This window comes from Leucobacter weissii (assembly GCF_017565745.1).
Lineage (GTDB): Bacteria > Actinomycetota > Actinomycetes > Actinomycetales > Microbacteriaceae > Leucobacter > Leucobacter weissii.
This window is the reverse complement of record NZ_JAGDYM010000005.1, coordinates 100,614-119,377: the sequence shown is the minus strand read 5'-3', so window position 1 is coordinate 119,377 and position 18,764 is coordinate 100,614. Positions and strand designations below refer to the sequence as shown.

Annotated in this window: 16 protein-coding genes and 1 tRNA gene; 6 read left to right on the top strand and 11 right to left on the bottom strand. The window is 70.6% G+C overall.

The window, feature by feature from the left end:
* Positions 1–43 precede the first annotated feature (43 nt).
* Positions 44–1,291: an NAD(P)/FAD-dependent oxidoreductase gene (locus tag J4H92_RS05070; RefSeq protein WP_208096793.1), complete on the top strand. Its 1,248-nt coding sequence runs from the start codon at positions 44–46 to the stop codon at positions 1,289–1,291.
* A gap of 36 nt (positions 1,292–1,327) precedes the next feature.
* The gene (locus J4H92_RS05065; RefSeq protein WP_208096790.1) at positions 1,328–2,842 is read left to right on the top strand and encodes an MFS transporter; all 1,515 of its coding nucleotides are present in this window, start codon (positions 1,328–1,330) and stop codon (positions 2,840–2,842) included.
* 55 nt (positions 2,843–2,897) lie between these two features.
* On the opposite strand, the gene J4H92_RS05060 is transcribed toward J4H92_RS05065, so the two are convergent.
* Together J4H92_RS05060 and J4H92_RS05055 are read right to left on the bottom strand one after the other, a co-directional pair.
* Positions 2,898–4,616, bottom strand: a complete 1,719-nt coding sequence (locus J4H92_RS05060) for a diflavin oxidoreductase (RefSeq protein WP_208096788.1) — start codon at positions 4,614–4,616, stop codon at positions 2,898–2,900.
* Positions 4,617–4,778: 162 nt separating this feature from the next.
* Positions 4,779–5,387: a TetR family transcriptional regulator gene (locus J4H92_RS05055; RefSeq protein WP_208096786.1), complete on the bottom strand. Its 609-nt coding sequence runs from the start codon at positions 5,385–5,387 to the stop codon at positions 4,779–4,781.
* Between the two features lie 104 nt (positions 5,388–5,491).
* Between J4H92_RS05055 and J4H92_RS05050 the strand changes: the two genes are divergently transcribed.
* Positions 5,492–6,910 carry an MFS transporter gene (locus tag J4H92_RS05050; protein WP_208096784.1) on the top strand — a complete coding sequence of 473 codons (1,419 nt, stop codon included), beginning with the start codon at positions 5,492–5,494 and terminating at the stop codon, positions 6,908–6,910.
* A 25-nt stretch (positions 6,911–6,935) separates the two neighbouring features.
* On the opposite strand, the gene J4H92_RS05045 is transcribed toward J4H92_RS05050, so the two are convergent.
* Positions 6,936–7,943, bottom strand: a complete 1,008-nt coding sequence (locus tag J4H92_RS05045) for a zinc-dependent alcohol dehydrogenase (RefSeq protein ID WP_208096782.1) — start codon at positions 7,941–7,943, stop codon at positions 6,936–6,938.
* A gap of 276 nt (positions 7,944–8,219) precedes the next feature.
* On the opposite strand from J4H92_RS05045, the gene J4H92_RS05040 reads away from it, so the two are divergent.
* From J4H92_RS05040 to J4H92_RS05030, 3 genes are read left to right on the top strand one after another with little or no spacing between them, the layout of a single operon-like run.
* Positions 8,220–8,984 carry an SGNH/GDSL hydrolase family protein gene (locus tag J4H92_RS05040; protein WP_208096780.1) on the top strand — a complete coding sequence of 255 codons (765 nt, stop codon included), beginning with the start codon at positions 8,220–8,222 and terminating at the stop codon, positions 8,982–8,984.
* Positions 8,981–9,910 carry an alpha/beta hydrolase gene (locus tag J4H92_RS05035; protein WP_208096778.1) on the top strand — a complete coding sequence of 310 codons (930 nt, stop codon included), beginning with the start codon at positions 8,981–8,983 and terminating at the stop codon, positions 9,908–9,910. Before J4H92_RS05040 ends, J4H92_RS05035 begins: the two co-directional genes overlap by 4 nt.
* Entirely contained in the window at positions 9,907–10,536 is a 630-nt protein-coding gene (locus J4H92_RS05030) for a TetR/AcrR family transcriptional regulator (protein WP_208096776.1), read from the top strand. The genes J4H92_RS05035 and J4H92_RS05030 overlap by 4 nt, the downstream gene beginning before the upstream one ends.
* A gap of 67 nt (positions 10,537–10,603) precedes the next feature.
* Here the strand turns inward: J4H92_RS05030 and J4H92_RS05025 are convergent, their stop codons facing one another.
* From J4H92_RS05025 to J4H92_RS04990, 8 genes are all read right to left on the bottom strand, one after another.
* Complete coding sequence (locus J4H92_RS05025) at positions 10,604–11,272, bottom strand: GAP family protein (RefSeq protein WP_208096774.1); 669 nt, start codon at positions 11,270–11,272, stop codon at positions 10,604–10,606.
* Positions 11,273–11,474: 202 nt separating this feature from the next.
* Positions 11,475–12,662, bottom strand: coding sequence for a ferrochelatase (locus tag J4H92_RS05020; protein WP_208096772.1), 1,188 nt, complete (start codon positions 12,660–12,662; stop codon positions 11,475–11,477).
* A gap of 163 nt (positions 12,663–12,825) precedes the next feature.
* Complete coding sequence (locus tag J4H92_RS05015; RefSeq protein ID WP_208096770.1) at positions 12,826–13,302, bottom strand: GNAT family N-acetyltransferase; 477 nt, start codon at positions 13,300–13,302, stop codon at positions 12,826–12,828.
* 128 nt (positions 13,303–13,430) lie between these two features.
* A tRNA-Leu gene (locus J4H92_RS05010) sits at positions 13,431–13,514 on the bottom strand.
* A gap of 213 nt (positions 13,515–13,727) precedes the next feature.
* Entirely contained in the window at positions 13,728–14,918 is a 1,191-nt protein-coding gene (locus J4H92_RS05005; protein ID WP_208096768.1) for an NAD(P)-dependent malic enzyme, read from the bottom strand.
* Between the two features lie 216 nt (positions 14,919–15,134).
* Positions 15,135–16,496, bottom strand: a complete 1,362-nt coding sequence (locus J4H92_RS05000) for a dihydrolipoamide acetyltransferase family protein (protein ID WP_208096767.1) — start codon at positions 16,494–16,496, stop codon at positions 15,135–15,137.
* 96 nt (positions 16,497–16,592) lie between these two features.
* Complete coding sequence (locus J4H92_RS04995; protein WP_208096765.1) at positions 16,593–17,615, bottom strand: alpha-ketoacid dehydrogenase subunit beta; 1,023 nt, start codon at positions 17,613–17,615, stop codon at positions 16,593–16,595.
* The gene (locus J4H92_RS04990; RefSeq protein WP_208097193.1) at positions 17,612–18,757 is read right to left on the bottom strand and encodes a thiamine pyrophosphate-dependent enzyme; all 1,146 of its coding nucleotides are present in this window, start codon (positions 18,755–18,757) and stop codon (positions 17,612–17,614) included. Before J4H92_RS04990 ends, J4H92_RS04995 begins: the two co-directional genes overlap by 4 nt.
* Between the last annotated feature and the right edge of the window lie 7 nt (positions 18,758–18,764).

The window sequence follows — 18,764 nt, the reverse complement described above, 5'->3', positions numbered from 1 at the left end:
CCGCCGGCCCACGAGCAGTCACCAGAGGTAAAGGATCAACACGATGAGTTCACCAGCCGCCGGCCGTCATGTCGTGATCATCGGCGCCTCCCTCGCCGGCACCCGAGCCGCCGAGGGTCTGCGGGCCGCCGGCCATGTCGGCCCGATCACGCTGATCGGCGCCGAAGCGGAGCTCCCCTACGATCGCCCGCCGCTGTCGAAGGACCTCCTGGCCTCGGACTGGTCGGACGAGACCGTCGCCGGGTTCCGGCTCACGACCGCGGCCGAACTCGAAGCCGCCGAGGTGACGCTGCGTCTCGGCGTCGCGGCGGAGCGACTCGACCTCGACCGCCGCGTCGTCGAGCTCGCGGACGGAGCCTCCGCGCCCTTCGACGTGCTCGTCATCGCCACCGGCGCGGCAGCCCGGCCCTCTCCGTGGCAGCCGGAATCGGGTGTCTACCAGTTGCGGACCCTCGACGACTCGCGCGCCATCGCCGCGCGCCTGCAGACGGGGAAGCCGCTCGTCGTGGTGGGCGGCGGCTTCATCGGCACCGAGATCGCCGCGGCCGCCATCGGCTTCGGCTGCGACGTGACCGTGGTCGACCCCGTTCCCGAGCCGATGGCTCGCCTCGTGGGCCCCGAGATCGCCGGCAGCCTCGTGGATCTGCACGAGCGCAACGGCGCCAAGACCCGTTTCGGGGTCGGAGTCGCGGACATCCGGGGGCGGGAGGACGATCTGACGGTGCTCCTCGCCGACGGCAGCCGCCTCGAGACCGGAGCCGCCGTGGTCGGCATCGGCTCGATCCCCGGCACCGCCTGGCTCGAGGGAAGCGGACTGACGCTCGACAACGGAGTGGTCACCGACGGCAACCTTCGCGCGATCGGAGCCGAGGACGTCTACGCCATCGGCGATGTCGCGCGCTGGCCGCATCCCCGACGGGGCACCGCGATTCGCGCCGAGCACTGGACCAACGCCAGCGACCAGGCCCGCTACGCGGCCACCGCGATCGCCCAGGGCGACGGCGCGCCGTACGACTCCACCGACTACGTCTGGTCCGATCAATACGACTGGAAGGTCCACTCGATCGGTTGGCGGGATCCGGAGGGCTCCTCGATCGTCGTCGGCGACCTCGGCGCTCAGGGTCGGACCGCCGTGGTGCACACCGCCGCCTCGGGTGACGTCACCGGCGTCGTCACCGTGAACTGGGTGCGCGGGCTCAACCTGGCTCGTCGCCTGCTCACGGCCGGCGAATCCGCCGCACAGCTCACCGCCGAACTCGAGAGGCTGGCCGGCGGCGTGCCGGCGCGCTGAACCCGCCGTCGGTTCGACCGCGACAAGAGTTCGCCGATGGCCGGAACGCCCATCGATCGCCGCGGAGCCCGGGGCGCGAGCCTGGCCCTGCTCTTCGTATCGCTCGGCCTCGTCACGCTGCTCTCCCAGCTGAACACGACGGTCTTCACCCCCGCGCTCCCCGTCCTCGTCGCGGATCTGGACGGTCTGGGCGAGATGCCCTGGGTGATCGCGGCCTACATGCTCGCGTCGATCCCGACGATGCCGATCTACGGCAGGCTCAGCGACGCCCTCGGACGTCGCCCGCTGCTGCTCTTCGCCATCGCAGCCTTCGTCATCGGCTCCGTCATCGGCGCCGTCGCCCCCGACATGAGCTGGCTCATCGCCGGCCGCGTCGTCCAGGGCATCGGCAGCGGCGGCCTCACCGTGCTGCCCGCCGCGGCGCTGGCGGACATCCTGCCCGCGCGTCGGCGCGGCTTCTACGCCGGCATCCTCGCGGCCGTCTCGACGCTCGCCTCCCTGCTCGGGCCGTTCATCGGCGGCGTGCTCGCGCAGGGTCCGGGGTGGCGCTCGACGTTCTGGCTCAACGTCGCACTCGGAGTCGTCGCGAGCATCGGCGTGCTCACCCTGCTCCGCATCCCCAGGAGGCCCTCACCGGCGTCCCTGCGGATCGACGTCTGGGGGATGGCGCTCATCTCGATCGCGACCACTTCGCTCGCGCTCACCGTCGTCTGGGGCGGCAGCGCGTACGCCTGGGACTCCGCGATGATGCTCGGTCTCATCGCCGTCTGCCTCGCCGCCATCATCATCTTCGTCGTCGTGGAGCGCCGCGCTCGGCACCCCATCCTCCCCGTGGAGCTGTTCCGCGATCGCAACTTCGTCCTCACGAGCGCCGCCTCGATCGGCATCGGCATGCAGATGTTCGCCACCATCGCCTACCTCCCGAGCTACCTGCAGATGGTCTTCGGCGCCTCCCCCGCCGAGGCGGGACTGCTCATGATCCCGATGTCCGGGGGCACGCTGCTCGCCAGCACGCTGACGGGCCAGCTCATCTCGCACACGGGACGGTACAAGATCTATCCGATCCTCGGGACCCTGCTCATCGCGGTCGGGATGATCGGCCTCAGCTCGATGACCCCCGACAGCTCGCTCGTCTGGATCTGCGGTTCGGTCGGACTGATCGGGCTCGGTCTCGGCGGCTGCTTCCAGAACCTCATCCTCATCGTGCAGAACTCGTTCCCCCACGGGATCGTCGGCGTCGCGACCGCGGGATCCAGCCTGTTCCGCCAGATCGGCGGAATGGTCGGCACCTCGCTCGCGGGCACCGTCTTCGTCGGCGGACTGACTCGGAACCTCGACGACCGTCTCCCCGCGGTCGCGCGCGCGGCGATCGGCGATTCGCCGAGCCCCGACGCGGTCGCCGCGCTTCCGGCGGACCTCGGCGAACTGGTGATCGCGAGCTACAACGACGCGCTGACCCCCGTCTACGCCCTGATGGTGCCGATCGCGCTGGCCGCGGCCCTCGCCCTCTGCCTCGTGCGCGCGGAGCCGCTCGCCGAGACGATCGACTGATCGCGGGCGACGACGGCGCAGCGCTCGGCGGGGAGCCGGCGAAGCGGGCAGCGCCTCAGTAGACGTCTCGGAGGTAGCGCTTCTCCCGGTGCAGCGTCTCGATGAACTCCGCCGCCTGCTCGACGCCGAGTTCGGCCGCGACGATCTCGTTCAGGGCGGCGTCGACGTCGGCGGCCATCCGCTTCCCATCGCCGCACACGTAGAAGGTGGCGCCGTCGCGGAGCCAGGCGAAGAGTTCCGCGCCCCGCTCGCGCATGCGATCCTGCACGTAGATCCGGTGCTCCTGATCGCGGGAGAAGGCCGTGTCGAGGCGGGTGAGCGCGCCGTTCGCGAGGAACGCCTGCCACTCCTCGCGATAGCTGAAGTCGGTGGCCTCGTGCTGGTCGCCGTAGAAGAGCCAGGCCGGTCCGCGCCCGGGCGTCTGCTCGCGATCCATGAGGAACGCGCGGAACGGCGCGACGCCGACACCGGGCCCCACCATGACGATCGGCGACTCGGGAGACATGGGGAGGCGGAACGCGCGGTTCGGAAGCGGGAAGACGCGGATCTCGTCGCCGATCCGCACGCGATCGGCGAGATAGCCGCTGCCGACGCCCGAGGGGAGCGGCGCGTCCGCCGGATTCCTCTGCGTCGCGACCGTGAGATGCACCACGTCACCGCAACGGCGCGGGCTCGAGGCGATGGAATAGGCCCGATAGCGGATCGGGCTCATCACCGCGGCGAGCTCGTCGGCGGTCAGTGGCGCGGGCAGCAGCCGAAGCGTCTCGCACACCCCGTGATCCCTGATCCATTCCTCTCCCGCGGCGTGGCCCTCGGCGGCGAGCGCGCGCGCCAGCTCGCTCTCCGGGGCCCGTTCGGCGACCGCCTCGAGCAGGGCCCCCGAGGGGAAGCGCAGCTCCCAGCGCTGCTCCGCGAGGTCGTGGATCGTCTCGCCCTCGGCACGCGCGGACCCCGGCACCCCTGCGGCTTCGAGGAAGCGCTGCACGGCGACCGGGTCGTTCGTCGGGACGATCGCCAGCGAGTCCCCCGGGTGATGCTCGATGCCGCTGCCGGCGAGGTCGAGCTCGTAGTGACGGATCTCCTTCGCGCTGCCGGGGCCGGAGAGCAGGCGGGCGGCGAGCAGCTTCGCCGAGAAGGGATGATCCCGAGTCCACTGCGCCGCGGCGAGCTGGTGAGCACTGCTCGCGGGCGGCGCCTCGCCCGCCTCGTCCCCGGAAGCGTCGCCCGGGACGCGCACGAGCTGTTCGACGCGGGCGGCGATCCACTCGTTCGCGGGCGCCTCGTAGTTCACATCGCAGTCCACGCGCTCGGCGATCCGCGTCGCCCCGAGCTCCGCCAGGCGCGCATCCATGCTGACCCCGGCTCCGCAGAAGTAGGTGTATCCGCTGTCGCCCAGCGCCAGCACCGCGTAGTGCAGGCCCTCGAGCGAGAGCGAATCGTCGGCGTTCAGCTCCTGCCAGAACTTCTCCGCGAGGTACGGCATATCGCCCTCGCCTGCGGTGGCGAGGACGATCAGCACGACCCCCAGATCCGCGAGCTCGTTCACGGGCTGGTCGTTCAACGCCACGCACTCGGCCTCCTGGCCGTGGTCGGCCAGGACCTCGCCGGCCGTGTCGGCGACGATCTCGGCGTTTCCCATCTCACCGCCGAACAGGATTCGCAGGGTCGCGGGCAGGGCGATCGCAGCGGGGGATGCCGCGGCTCCCGCGGCATCCCGGGCGTCGTCGCGATCGGCGCGCAGCGATCGTGTCCGATCAACATCGATGACAGACATGAATCGTCTGACTCCTTTCACATCTTCGTGGTTTCGGGGTGCCCAACGGCGATGCACCGTCCGGACGTTCAAGCAGTCGGATCAGAACCGGGAATGTTCCTTTATAAGAAACGCTTGAACGCTATAACGCAACATTAAGTATGACCGCTCCCGGTCGCCCTGTCAACGCGAGCGGGTCTCGCGACCCGCGGAGCGGTCGCGCGGCACGGCGCCGTCGAGCGCGGCGAACGCGTCGTGAACGATGGCGGCGAGCGGGCGTTCATCGCCCTCGGCCCACTCGCGCCAGGCGAGATCGAACACCGCGAGCGCCGCCACCGTGATCGCGCGCGCCTGAGCCGGGTCGGCGATCCGGTCGCGCAGCGCCTCGGAGAGCGACGCCTCTCGCCTGATCCTCCGCTCCGCCAAGCGCACGCGCAGCGACATCGTGCCGTAGATCATGCGCAGACGCGCGCGCACCTCCGGCGTGTCCGACCCCTCGAGCGTGCGCGAGAAGACGCGTCCGAGCAGCGCCCAGTGCGATTCCCCCGGGTGCTGCGGCACGGCCGCCATCGCGGCACCGTAGTCGAGAGCGGCGGCGTCGACGGCGACGAGGACCGCGTCCTCCTTGGAGCCGAAGTAGCGGAAGAAGGTCGCCCGGGAGATGCCCGCGGCCGCTGCGGCCTCCTCGACCGTGACCTCGGCGAAGCCGCGCTCGGCGAAGAGCCGGCACATCGCCTCCGCGAGCTCGAAGCGCAGCGTGTCGCGCGCACGTTCACGGATGTCGGCGGGCATAGCCGAAGTATAACGCGGTGAGACGGCGTTGTTTATCTGATATGGTGCTTCCTGCTTGAGACTACGTCTCACTCGTGATCGTCGACCGCCAGGAGCCCACCCGCATGACCACGCCAGCCGGACCTTCGTCCACGCGCGCGCCGCATCCGAGGGCGGTCGTCGGCGCCCTCGCCTTCGCCGGCATGTGCGCCTCCTTCATGCAGACGATCCTCATCCCGCTGCAGGCCGAGCTGCCCGAGCTCCTCTCGGCCTCGCGCGACGACACCGCCTGGGTGATCACCATCACCATGCTCGCCTCGGCGATCTGCACGCCGATCTCCGGCAGGCTCGGGGACATGTTCGGCAAGCGGCGCGTCGCCCTCGTGCTCATGGCGCTGCTGGTGCTCGGCTCCCTCGTCGCCGCACTCTCACCGACGGTGACGCCCCTGATCATCGGACGCGGACTGCAGGGGCTCGGAATGGGGGTGATCCCCCTCGGCATCTCCATCCTGCACGATCTCCTCGACTCGGATCGACTCGGATCCGCGGTCGCCCTGGTCAGCGCCACCCTGGGCGTCGGCGGCGCACTCGGCCTCCCCATCAGCGCCTACGTGAGCGAGCACTACGACTGGCACGCGCTGTTCTGGATGGCGTCCGCGCTCGGCGCGCTCGCGCTCCTGCTGATGTGGCGGCTCGTGCCGCCCAGCACGCTGCGCACCGGGGGCCGCATCGACACCGTCGGCGTGATCGGACTCTCGGTCGGGCTCACCGGGATCCTCCTGGCGATCTCGCGCGGCAACGAGTGGGGATGGGGCGCCCCGCCGACCCTCGTCTTCCTCATCGGGGGCGCGGTCGTGCTGGTGCTGTGGGGCTGGTACGAGCTGCGCGTCGCGGACCCGCTCGTCGACCTGCGCGTCAGCGCACGGGCGCCGGTGCTCATGACCAACCTCGCCTCGATCGCGATGGGGTTCGCCCTCTTCGCGGCGCAGATCGCCTTCCCCCAGCTCCTCGAGCTCCCGGTTCGGGCGGGCGGACTGGGGCTCCCCCTGCTGCAGGCCAGCTTCATCCTCATGCCGTCCGGGCTCGCGATGCTCCTGATGTCGCCGGTCGCCGGGCGGGTCGAGCGTCGCTGGGGCCCCAAGCCGCTGCTCGTCCTCGGCGCGGCCATCATCGCCGTCGGCTATGCGATCGCGGTGCTCACCGACCTCGCCACCTGGCACATCCTCACGATCAACCTGATGATCGGGATCGGGATCGGGTTGGGGTACGCGGCGATGCCGACGCTGATCATGCGCGCCGTGCCCGCCTCGGAGACCGGCGCCGCCAACGGCCTGAACACGCTCATGCGCGGGCTGGGAACGGCGACGGCGTCAGCGGTCATCGCGACGGTGCTCGCGCAATCCGTCATCGAGGTCGGCGGCGAATCCCAGCCCGACGCCAGCGGATTCCAGACGGCCTTCATCCTCGGGCTCGTCGCGGCGGCGGTGTGCACCGCCCTCGCCGCGCTCATCCCCCGCTCCCGGAGCTCCGCCGCGGAGCACTAGCGCACGCGGCGCCGACCCGACCGGATCAGTCGAAGGTCACCACCACCTTGTCGGCCGCGCCGGGGGTCCTCGCGAGATCGAGCGCTTCGAGCGCCCGATCGAAGGGGAGACGGTCGCTGATGATGACCGCGTACTTCTCCCAGTTCTCGACGATGTCGTCGGTCACCTCGAAGATCTCGGTGGGGTAGCCCATCGACCATACGAGCGTCAGCTCGGAGGTGAGAATGCTGCCGAAATCGAGTTCGACCGGACGCTTGTGGACCGCGACGATGCCCAGCGTCGCCCCCTGCTTGGCGATCGCGGCGGCGGCGGCGGACGGGATGCTGGGGGCACCGGCGGCATCGAGGAAGATGTCGGTGCCGGCCCGCGTGCCGCGGTTGAAGACGGTCGCGCCGTCGCCGTGCAGTTCGACCAGACGCGCGGCGAGGTCCTCCTCGGCCGAGTTGATCACCGCGTCGGCGCCGACCTGAAGCGCCTTCCCCAGGCGCGCCGCGAGGATGTCGACGACGACGATATGCGCGACGCCCCGGCGACGATAGCCGAGACCGATCGGCCCGGCGCCGAAGACCACCACGCGGTCGCCGGGCTTCGGATCGGTGCGGTTGACCGCGTGGAGGGCGACGGCCATCGGCTCGTTCAACGCGACGACATCCCACGGCACGTCCTTGGGGACGACCCTGAGCTGACGGCCGACCTCCGCCTCGTAGATCACGACGTACTCCGAGAGCGCGCCCTGGGCGCCGCCCGAGCCGAGCAGGCCGTCGGTGAGCGCCATCGTGTCGACGACCACGTGATCGCCGACTTCGAGGCCGGAGACCTCGGCACCGACCTCGACCACCTCGGCCGCGGGCTCGTGCCCGAGCGGCGTGGCGCCCACCCGGGGCGGGATCCCGCCGTTGGTGCTGTAGAACGCATCGGACCCGCAGATGCCGCAGGCCTTGATCTTGAGCAGCACGTCGGCGGGACCGGCGGTGGGCGTGTCGATGTCGACCCACTCGTTGGTGTCGGGGGCGGTCACACGGACGGACTTCATAGTTGACTCCTCGGTCTCGGGTCGTGGTCGGGCGCTGGGACGGACGAGGACGTCTGCGGCGGGCCGGTCCGGCCGCCGAGGCGGAGGAGGCCGGCGAGCGAGCGGTCTCGCGCGTCGAGGATTCGGTCGGCGACCGCATCGGCGACCGTGACCACGGGGCAACCCAGACCGTCGGGCGTACGAGCGGACGCGACTTGTGCGAGGAGACGGTCGTCCGTACGATATGGGATATTCGAGACATACGTCTCGTAAATCAGTTTGATGCAAAGGAGCATCATGGCGCAAGCCCCCATCGCCACGCGAATCGAGTCCTACTCGGCCGCCGACCGCTCTGGAACCCTGTTGGTCGCGTTCGGCGACAGCATCACCCACGGGCAGATCAGCGCGCCCTGGGTCGGTCATCTCGCCGACCGCCTCGCCGCGAGCGGCGTCCACGTGGTCAATGCCGGTCTGAACGGGAACCTGGCGTGGAACCTGGTGCAACGTCTCGACGCGGTGACCGCCGCCGACCCCGATTTCGTGCCGATCCTCATCGGCACGAATGACGTGTCGGGCACGCTGAGCCCCCGCCACGAGGCGCTGTATCGGAAGCAGCAGGGGATCCCCCGCACCCCCGCCATCGACTGGTTCACCGAGCAGTACGAGCTGCTGCTCACGCGCCTGCGGCAGGAGACCGCCGCGAACATCGCCGTGATCCACATCCCGCCGATCGGCGAGCAGTTGGACACGGAGGTGAACGAGCGGGTGCGCGCCCACAACGTCCGCATCGACCTGCTCGCCGAGCGCCACGGCGTGCCGGTGCTGCCCCTCTACGACCGACTGGCCGCTCGGCTGACCCCGGAGCGCGAGAAGCCTCCGTACCGGCTCGACACGGCGGCGATGATCCGCGGCATGCTCGCGCATCGCCTCCTCGGTCACAGCTGGGATCGGATCTCCACCCGACGCGGCATGGAGCTCCTCGTCGACGGCGTCCACCTGAACGATCGCGCCGGGGGCGTCGTTCTGGACCTCGTGGCCGAGTGGGTGGAGGCGGCGCGATGAGCAGCGCGGCCTTCGAGATCGACCCGGCCATCCGTCCGGCTCTGGAGAAGCTGCCGCGCAGCAATCCTCGCAATCCGCTGGTGCGCGGGATCTCCGCGCTCGCACTGCGGCTCCTGCCCGCGAGGCCCGCGCCGGGCGTGACCATCACGACTCTGCGCAGCGGCTCGGTGCGCGGGCGGATCCACACCCCCGATCACCGGGGCGAGCAGCCTGGCGCGGCCCTGCTCTGGATCCACGGCGGCGGCTACGTGATCGGGAACTCGAAGATCGACGATGCCCTCTGCGGGGAGACCGCGAGCGAACTGGGCATCGTGGTGGTCTCGGCGGACTACCGCCTGGCGCCGCGACACCCGTTCCCCGCGCCGCTGGACGACGTCTCGGCCGTTTGGGACTGGCTGCTCGAGCACGCGTCGGAGCTCGGAGTGGACCCGGCCCGGGTGGCCGTCGGCGGTCAGAGCGCCGGCGGCGGACTCGCCGCGGCGCTCGCGCAGCGCCTCCACGACCGCGGCGGCATCCGGCCGGCCGCGCAGTGGCTCTTCTGCCCGATGCTCGACGATCGGACCGCCGCGAAGCGAGAACTCGACGAACCCGAGCATCCGGTCTGGACGAACGTCGAGAACCGTTTCGGCTGGCACGCCTACCTCGGTCGCGCGTCGGCCGACCCGGAACCGCCGCCGTACGCCGTTCCCGCTCGGCGCCGGGATCTCGCGGGACTGCCTCCGGCCTGGCTCGACGCGGGGTCCATCGAGTTGTTCCGCGCGGAGATCGAGGACTACGCCGCCAGGCTGGAAGCCGCGGGCGTCCCAGCGCGGCTCGACGTGGTCCCGAATGCGCCGCACGGGTTCGAGACCTGGGCGCTCGCCTCCGCGCCCGCTCAGGAGGTGCGGGCACGGGCGCGCCAGTGGCTCTCCGCACAGCTCGCATGAGTCCCGCCACCGCGCCCCGAGGCCGGCCCAGAAGCGCCGAGCGCCGCGTCGCCGTACTCCGAGCGGCGAGCTCTCTCTTCCAGGAGGTCGGTGCCGCCCAAACGAGCATCGACGCGATCGCGGCGCGCGCCCGCGTCGCGAAGCAGACCGTCTATCGCTGGTGGCCGTCGAAGGCGGCGGTGCTCGCCGAGTGCGCGGTCGAGGGCTACCTCACGCTGCCGAGCTTTCACGCGCCGGCCACCGGTGATCCACGCGCGGACCTCACCGCTTGGCTCGAGGAATCGTACGACGCTCTGGAGACACCGCGGTTCCTCGAGTTGTTCCGGGCCTTGAACGAGGCGAGCGGAAGCGATCCCGTGATCGCAGCACAACTCGACCGGGTCTTCGCACGTCAATTGCGCCAGGCCATCCGGGGCATGCTCGACGCGGCTTTCGACGCCGGCGCCCTCCGACCCGGCATCGATCTCGACGTCGTCACGCAGCTGCTGATCGCCCACGTCTCCGCCGCGGTGACCCAGCGCGCCGACCGCGGCGACATCCCCGCCCTCGTCGCCGTGCTGCTGCACGGCATCGGCGCAGGACCCCGCAGCCGCGGGGCTCCCATGGACACGGAGGAGCCGCGCTGACCGGACCCGCGGACGCCGCCTGACCGCCGCTCGCCGCCCGGGGAACGGCGGCATTCGGGCAGCATCGTCAGAACGCCGCGATCCCCTTGCCGATCACCGAGACCCCCATGACGAGCAGCAGGATCGTCATGATGGTCGTGTTGTTCCTGACGAGCCAGGCCCGGAGCGATTCGAGCACTCCCGTCATCCGGCTCGACGCCGCGAGATAGGCGACGACGGGAGCCGCGACGGTGGAGGCTGCGATGACGACGAAGACGGCGATCGCCGCGACGGCGGCCCCGGCGCTCGCCGCCTGCCCGAGCAGGATCCCGGCGGAGGCGGCGAGCAGCAGATTCTTCGGGTTGATCGCCGCGAGGGCGAACGCCAGCAGGGCCGCCCTGCCGGCGGTCATGGTGTCGATCGCCGACATCCACTTCGGCAGCTTCGGCTCCGCGCCGCCGCGCGGACGGCCCCGCCACTGCCTCACCGCGAGGAGCAGGAGCAGCGCGCCGAGCACGAGCTTCACGAGAGCGTTGGCGATCCTGGTCGCGTCGGACTGCTCGGCGGGCAGGATCGAGCTGAGCAGCGTGAAGACGACGACCGCGACGATGATGCCCGCGGTCCATCCGAGCAGGAAGCCGATGCTCGTGCGCCTCGCCTCGGGGGAGAGCAGCATGAGGATCGTCGCGATGACGGGGATCGGACTGATCGCGATGCCCAGCGCCAGCGGGAGGGCATCGCCGATGAGCTGGTTCACGGCTCAGCCCTCGCGGCGCGCGGCTCGAGGCGACCATCGACGACGACATTCAGTCGCGACGAGCAGCATTCCATGCGACGAACCCCAACCTTCTTCTCCGCCGGGTGACGAGACACACCCTAACAGGCGGATCGGGGGCGCCGCCGTTCGCCTCGCGCCCCCGAGAGTCGGCATGGCGGCCGATCGAGCACCCGCTCCCGGCTCAGGGAGCCACTCCGGCGGCGACCGGTTTGAACCCCGCCCGCACGTTCTCGCAGCAGCCGGGCCGGCACACGTCGAACCAGGGTCCGAGCGCGGTGCCCGCCGGGCGTTCGGAGGGCGTCACCGCCGCGATGCGCTCCTCGATCAGATCGACGATGCCAGCGACGAACACCGGATCCGCCCCTGGGGTGTCCGTCCTCACGGCTCGGATGCCCGCAGCGTCCGCGGCCTCGATCGCCTCGGTGTCGAGATCCCACATCACCTCCATGTGATCGCTCACGAATCCGATCGGGGAGATGGCGATCGCCGACACGTGCTCCGCGGGCAGCTGCTCGATCCGGTCGCAGATGTCGGGTTCGAGCCACGGCTGGGACGGCGGGCCGGATCGCGACTGGTAGACCAGCTCCCAGGCGATGTCCGCCAAGCGTGGGTCGAAGGATCCGACCTTCTCCATGATCGCGGCGGCGACCGCGAGATGCTGCGCCGCATAGGCGCCACCGGAGCCGAAGTCCCGATCCCTGGGCCCCGACCTCCGAGCGTCCTCGGTCGGGATCGAGTGCGTGGCGAAGAGCACCCGGGTCGCGCCGGGGCCCACGCCCTCGTCGAGGAAGCGGCCGAGGGCATGGGCGATGCTCGGCACGAACGAGTCGATGAACGCGGGATGATCGAAGAACTGACGGATCTTGTCTATCGAGACGGTGCCGTCGAGCCCGGTCTCGTCGAGCACCCTCGCGAAGTCCTCGCGATACTGGCGGCAGCTCGAGAAGGAGCTGTAGGCGCTCGTCGCGAAGGCGAGCAGGAGCGTATCGCCGGCGTCGGCCGCCTGCTGCACCGCTTCCGACAGGTAGGGCGCCCAGTTGCGGTTCCCCCAGTACACCGGCAGGTCGATGCCGCGCGCCGCGAGCTCCGCTTCGATCGCGCGCTTGAGTTCCCGGTTCTGGGCGTTGATCGGGCTGATGCCGCCGAAGTGCCGGTAGTGATGGGCCACCTCCTCGAGCCGCTCATCGGGGATGCCGCGCCCGCGCGTGACGTTCCGCAGGAACGGGATGACGTCATCCTGCCCTTCTGGCCCCCCGAATCCCGCGAGCAGGATCCCGTCGTACTCCTGAGGCGCCGTCGCATACGGTTCGCCCGTTGCAGAGGCCGGGGAGGCGTGGGCAACGGGAGTTGAGGAATCTGCGTCTGTCATGGTCACGTCCCTGAGAAAAGTTATTTACTTTGGTTTATTATATCCATAAGTATATCAATTTTCAGCTGCGCGGTTCCATCCGACCCGTCGCGCCGGGCGACGACCATCGGTTCTCGTCTCCGTGCGCACGGATCTCGTCGGTGTCGGACCGGGCCGCCGCGACTCAGTCTGTGACGAGAATCATCGTCCCCGGGTTCGCGGCCTCGGGGACCACCGTGAAGCCCATCCGCTCGTACAGGCGGCATGCCGGGTTGCCGTCTTCGACGCTCAGCGCGATGGCCGCAAGCCGTCGGCGGCGTGCGCCGTCGAGGATGCGGCTCAGTAGACGACTCCCGTGGCCTCGGCCCCGGCGAGACGGCTTGGTGCAGATGCTCAGTTCGGGGACGCCGTCGCGGATGTACCCGTAGCCGGGATCGCGCCGGTCGAGAAAGAGCACCCAGGCCACGGCCACCCATCCCGCATCGTCTTCCAGAAGATACCCGAAGTCGCCCCGCGCCGGCACGAGTTCGGTGTAGTGCCGAAAGTGCGGGTTCACACGCACCTCGCCTGCTGAGAAGCGCGTCCCGCCCCAGTTCAAGTTCAGCGACGTCGCTTCGCTCAGAATCGAGGAGTCTGCTGCGGTAAGCGCGCGCAGCCTCATTCTCAGCCCCTCGGTACGGATGCGACACGTCCAGGCCGACGGCCGGGAGCTGGAGGTGCGCCACGAGAAGAGAGGAGCCGGAACCCCCCTGAAAGAGGCCCGGCCGCCCGGTTCGAATCGTATCCCTGTGCGCGAGGGGGGACTTGAACCCCCACGCCCTTGCGGGCACTGGCACCTGAAGCCAGCGCGTCTGCCAATTCCGCCACTCGCGCGCACTGCTGCTCGGTGCTGAAACACCGCACAACCCGACCAGCTTAGCAACTCAACCGCTCGACTCCAAAAGCCCCGGCTTCGCGCGCCCGCGACGGTGCCGCACGTACGGTTGCCGTCCGGCCGTGCCGGAGACCGTTCTCACGACATCTCGCCGGGTGAGGACACGCGCGGAACCGGCATGCGCGGAGGCGGGGCGGGGGAGCCGCAGTCCGCTATTCCCCGGGCTCGACCGCGGAGATCACCGCCGCGGCGACCGCTTCGGCGACGCCGGGGGTGAAGGGGTTGGGCACGATCAGCTCCGCTTCGGGCTCGGGCACCAGGTCGGCGATGGCCCGCGCCGCCGCCAGCTTCATCTCCGTGGTGATCCGGCGCGCGCCCGCGTCGAGCGCCCCGCGGAACACCCCGGGGAACGCGAGCACGTTGTTGATCTGGTTCGGGAAGTCGCTGCGGCCGGTCGCCACGACCGCGGCGTGGCGCCGGGCCGCTTCGGGCGCGATCTCGGGGTCCGGGTTGGAGAGGGCGAACACGATCGCGCCCTCCGCCATCTCCGCCACGTGCGCCTCGGGCACCTGCGACGACGAGACGCCGATGAACACGTCGGCCCCCTGCAGCGCGGCCTCGGTCCCGCCGGAGACGCCCCTCGGGTTGCTGCGCTGCGCCATGTCGAACTTCATGTGCCGGATGTCGTCGCGCTCGGTGTGCAGCGCACCCTTCGAGTCGATGACGATCAGATCGTGCACCCCCGAGGCGAGCAGGATCTCCGCGACGGCGATGCCCGCGGAGCCGGCGCCAGAGATCACGACCCTCACGTCCTCGAGCTCCTTGCCCACCACCTTGAGCGCGTTCGTGAGGGCCGCGAGCACGACGATGGCCGTGCCGTGCTGGTCGTCGTGCATGACGGGAATGTCGAGCGCCTCGATGAGACGGCGCTCGACCTCGAAGCAGCGGGGCGCGGAGATGTCCTCGAGATTGACGGCCCCGAAGCTCGGCGCGATGCGGACGAGCGTCTCGACGATCTCGTCGGGGTCGGTCGTGTCGAGGACGATCGGGATCGAGTCGAGCCCGGCGAAGCGCTTGAACAGCGCGCTCTTGCCCTCCATCACGGGAAGCGAGGCGCTGGCGCCGATGTCGCCCAGGCCGAGCACGGCCGTGCCGTCCGAGACGACCGCGACGAGGCGCGCCGCCCAGGTGTGGGTCTTCGCCAGGGCGGGATCCTTCGCGATGGCGCGGCTCACCTGCGCGACGCCCGGCGTGTACGCGATCGACAGGTCCCGCCGGTCCTCGAGCGGGTCGGTGAGCTCGACGCGGAGCTTGCCGCCCTCGTGCGCCGCGAAGATCTGCTCCTCGGTCACCGTCTGCGCCTGAGCGAGTCCGTCGTGAGTCGTGTCGGTGGAAACGGTCATGGGAGTACCTCACTCATAGGGGTCGATGCGCTCGCAGACGGCGCGCATGATCGTAGACTGCCCGAAGGGTCATCGCGCATGGTTCGACCGCACGACCCCGCCCGCCGGGGCGCGGGATCCGCCGCAGCCCGGGAGTCGGAATCATCAGACTACCGAATGCGCACCGGCGATCCGGCCATATCGGAGAATATATTCGGCGGCCCGGGCTGGGCGGGCTCAGTCCAGCAGCAGCGCGGGCTCCTCGAGGACCGACGCGACGTCGGCGACGAACCTCGAGACGACGTCGCCGTCGACGATGCGGTGGTCGAAGGATCCGCCCACCGTCGTCACCATCCGGGGACGCACCTCGCCGTCGACCACCCACGGCTTCTCCCGGATGGTGCCCATCGCCATGATGGCGCACTCGCCCGGATTGAGGATCGGCGTGCCGAAATCCATCCCGAACACGCCGATGTTGGTGATCGTGATCGTGCCGTCCTGCATCTCGACGGGCTGCGTCCGCCCGTCGCGCGCGGTGATGGTCAGCTGCTCGATCGCCCGTGCGAGCTCGAGCAGGCTGAGGCTCTGCGCCTCCTTGATGTTCGGCACGACGAGGCCGCGCGGCGTGGCCGCCGCGATCCCGAGGTTGACGAAGTTGTGGCGGATGATCTCGCTCTCCGTGAAGGTCGAGTTGACCTCGGGGCTCCTCCTGATCGCCCAGAGCATCGCCTTCGCGAAGATCAGCAGCGGCGACACCTTGGTGCCGGCGAACTCGGTCGAGCCCTTCAGCCGTCTCACGAACTCCATGGTGCGGGTCGCATCGACCTCGGTGAACACGCTGACGTGCGGCGCCTCGAACGCGCTCGTCACCATCGCCTTCGCGATCTGCTTGCGCATGCCCTTCAGCGGGATCCGCTCCTCGCGGGCGCTCGGCGCCTCCGGCGTCTCGATATTGCGGAACAGGCTGGCCTGCGACGCCGCGCGCACCACGTCGTCGCGGAGGATCTCGCCCGCGATCCCCGAACCGGCCACCTGGGCGAGATCGACGCCCAGGTCCTTCGCGAGCTTGCGGATGGGCGGCTTCGCGATGACGGGCGCGGCGTCGGCCACCGGTATCACCGCGTGAGCGCGGGCTCCGCCGCCCGCGGATTCCGCTCCGTCGAGCAGCGGCTCGCCCCCGCGGCGTCGCCGCGAGCGCACCGCGCCTCCCGTGCCGTATCCGACGAGCACCGCCCCGTCGCGCTCCTCGGGGCGCTCCACGCTGTCGGCGGTGTCCTGCACCGCCTCCCGGGTCTCGTCCGACTCCGCGGCGCCCCCGGACGCGTCATCGCCAGGCGCGTCGGGCCCCGCACCGTCGCCCGCCACTTCGATGCGGAGGATCGGCGCGCCGACCGGCACCGTCTGCCCGGGCTCGACGAGCAGTTCGCGCACCCGCCCGGTGAACGGGGACGGCAGCTCGACCAGCGACTTGGCGGTCTCGATCTCGCAGATCACCTGGTTGAGTTCGACCGTGTCGCCGGGTCCGACGAACCAGGTCACGACCTCGGCTTCGGTGAGCCCCTCACCGACGTCGGGAAGGGGGAAGACCTGTTCGCTCATCGTGGCTCCTCGGATTGCTCGGATACTTCCGCGGCTCGGATACTCCGAGCCTATGTCACGGCGCGTGCCGCGCGTCGGCCATCTCGGCCGGCGTCGTCAATAGCGCATGCTGCGGTCGACGGCCTCGAGCACGCGGTCGGCGTCCGGCAGATACAGCCCCTCGAGCTTGGCCGGGGGGAACGGCACGTCGTAGCCGCTGACGCGCAGCACGGGGGCCTGCAGCGAGTAGAAGGCGTGCTCGGCCACGTGCGCGGCGATCTCGCTCCCGACGCTCGCGTTGCCCTGCGCCTCCTGCGCGACGACGAGGCGCCCGGTCTTGCGCACCGACGCCAGCACCGGCTCGTAGTCGACGGGGGAGAGGCTGCGCAGATCCACGACCTCGAGGCCGGTGCCCTCGCTCTCCGCGATCTCCGCGGCCTGGAGCAGCACGGTGACCATGGCCCCGTGCCCCACGAGGGTGCAGTCGGCGCCCTCCCTCGCGACACGGGTGCGGTGCAGCTCGGCGGCGGGGGCGCTCGGATCGACCTCGCCCTTCTGCCAGTACTTCGCCTTCGGCTCGAAGAAGAGCACCGGGTCGTCGGAGGCGATGGCCTGCTGGATCATCCAGTAGGCGTCGTGCGCGTTCGACGGAGCGACCACCCGGAGCCCGGGCGTGTGGGAGAAGTACGCCTCCGGACTCTCCTGGTGATGCTCCACCGCGCCGATGTGCCCGCCGTAGGGCACGCGGATCACGATCGGCATCGAGACGCGCCCGTCGTGGCGGCTCGTGATCTTGGCGAGCTGCGACACGATCTGGTTCATGGCGGGGAAGATGAAGCCCTCGAACTGGATCTCAAGGACGGGCCGGTAGCCGCGCATGGCGAGGCCGATGGCGCTCCCGACGATCCCGGCCTCGGCGAGCGGGGTGTCGAGCACGCGCGCGGATCCGAAATCGCGCTGCAGCCCGTCGGTCACCCGGAACACGCCGCCGAGGGGGCCGATGTCCTCGCCCATCAGCAGCACGCGCTCGTCGGCGGCCATGGCGGCGCGCAGACCCTCGTTGATGGCCTTGGCGATCGGCAGCGACGACCGCTCGCTCAGCGCGGCGACGCTGCTCGCCTCGGTCCCTCCGGTGCTCATTCCGCCCCCTCGAACGACGCCTCGTAGCGCTCGAGCCACTCCCGCTGCTCCTCGATGCGGGGATGCGGCTCGCTGTAGACGTTGGCGAACATGCTGTCGGCCTCCGGCTCGGGCAGGCTGAGGATCGCGTCGCGCACCTGCTTGGCCTCCGCGTCCGCCTCCCGCCGCGCCGTCTCGAAGAAGTCGTCGGGCACGCCGAGCGACCGCAGATGGGCCTCCAGGCGCAGGATCGGATCCTTGCGCTGCCACTCCTCGAGCTCGCCCTCCGCGCGGTACCGGGTGGGGTCGTCGCTGGTGGTGTGCGCGCCGATGCGGTAGGTGAGCGCCTCGATGTACCCGGGGCCGCCTCCGGCGCGGGCCTCGCGGAGGAAGCGACGGCCGACCGCGTAGGCGGCGAGCGGGTCGTTGCCGTCGATCTGCGCGCTGCGGATCCCGAAGCCGAGCCCGCGGCGGTACAGCGGCGTGCGGGACTGCCGGGCGACCGGCACGGAGATGGCCCAGCGGTTGTTCTGCACGACGAACACCTCGGGGGTCTGATAGCTCGCGGCGAAGACGAGCGCCTCGCTGGCCTCGCCCTGGCTGGTGGTGCCGTCGCCGAAGAACACCATGGTCGCCTCGCCGGTGGGCGTGCCCGCCTCGCCGGCGTCGAGCGCTCCGTCGCCCTCGCGTCGCTTGGCGTCGAGCAGTTGGCCGAGCGCGTATCCGGTGGCGTGCTGCGTCTGCGCTCCGAGCACGAGGGTGTAGAGGTGGAAGTTGCCGTTGGCGGGATCGGTCACGTCCCAGCCCCCGTGGGTGAGCCCGCGGAACTGGGCCGCCACCTGCAGGAACCCGACGCCGCGCGCTCTCGCGACCAGATGCTCGCGGTAGGCGGGGAAGACGTGGTCCCGGGGCTCGAGCGCGCCCGCGAGGCCGACCTGGCAGCCCTCCTGCCCGACGCTCGGCACCCAGAGCGCCAGCTGGCCCTGCCGCTGGAGATGGGTGCACTCCGTGTCGAAGGCGCGGGTCGCGACCATCTGCCGGTACCACTCGCGGAAGTCGGATTCGCCGACGGACTCGAGTTCGCTCGCGTACTCGGCCGCCGTCGCGGAGGGGGCGTACGCGCCCTCCGCGTCGATGAAGCGGATCGGCTCGGGGTCGATCATGTCGAAC

Bases quoted from the DNA above. Each gene is read 5' to 3' on its own strand.
- J4H92_RS05070 (WP_208096793.1), top strand. From the start codon at position 44: ATGAGTTCACCAGCCGCCGGCCGTCATGTCGTGATCATCGGCGCCTCC.
- J4H92_RS05065 (WP_208096790.1), top strand. From the start codon at position 1,328: ATGGCCGGAACGCCCATCGATCGCCGCGGAGCCCGGGGCGCGAGCCTG.
- J4H92_RS05060 (WP_208096788.1), bottom strand. From the start codon at position 4,616: ATGTCTGTCATCGATGTTGATCGGACACGATCGCTGCGCGCCGATCGC.
- J4H92_RS05055 (WP_208096786.1), bottom strand. From the start codon at position 5,387: ATGCCCGCCGACATCCGTGAACGTGCGCGCGACACGCTGCGCTTCGAG.
- J4H92_RS05050 (WP_208096784.1), top strand. From the start codon at position 5,492: ATGACCACGCCAGCCGGACCTTCGTCCACGCGCGCGCCGCATCCGAGG.
- J4H92_RS05045 (WP_208096782.1), bottom strand. From the start codon at position 7,943: ATGAAGTCCGTCCGTGTGACCGCCCCCGACACCAACGAGTGGGTCGAC.
- J4H92_RS05040 (WP_208096780.1), top strand. From the start codon at position 8,220: ATGGCGCAAGCCCCCATCGCCACGCGAATCGAGTCCTACTCGGCCGCC.
- J4H92_RS05035 (WP_208096778.1), top strand. From the start codon at position 8,981: ATGAGCAGCGCGGCCTTCGAGATCGACCCGGCCATCCGTCCGGCTCTG.
- J4H92_RS05030 (WP_208096776.1), top strand. From the start codon at position 9,907: ATGAGTCCCGCCACCGCGCCCCGAGGCCGGCCCAGAAGCGCCGAGCGC.
- J4H92_RS05020 (WP_208096772.1), bottom strand. From the start codon at position 12,662: ATGACAGACGCAGATTCCTCAACTCCCGTTGCCCACGCCTCCCCGGCC.
- J4H92_RS05015 (WP_208096770.1), bottom strand. From the start codon at position 13,302: ATGAGGCTGCGCGCGCTTACCGCAGCAGACTCCTCGATTCTGAGCGAA.
- J4H92_RS05005 (WP_208096768.1), bottom strand. From the start codon at position 14,918: ATGACCGTTTCCACCGACACGACTCACGACGGACTCGCTCAGGCGCAG.
- J4H92_RS05000 (WP_208096767.1), bottom strand. From the start codon at position 16,496: ATGAGCGAACAGGTCTTCCCCCTTCCCGACGTCGGTGAGGGGCTCACC.
- J4H92_RS04995 (WP_208096765.1), bottom strand. From the start codon at position 17,615: ATGAGCACCGGAGGGACCGAGGCGAGCAGCGTCGCCGCGCTGAGCGAG.
- J4H92_RS04990 (WP_208097193.1), bottom strand. From the start codon at position 18,757: ATGATCGACCCCGAGCCGATCCGCTTCATCGACGCGGAGGGCGCGTAC.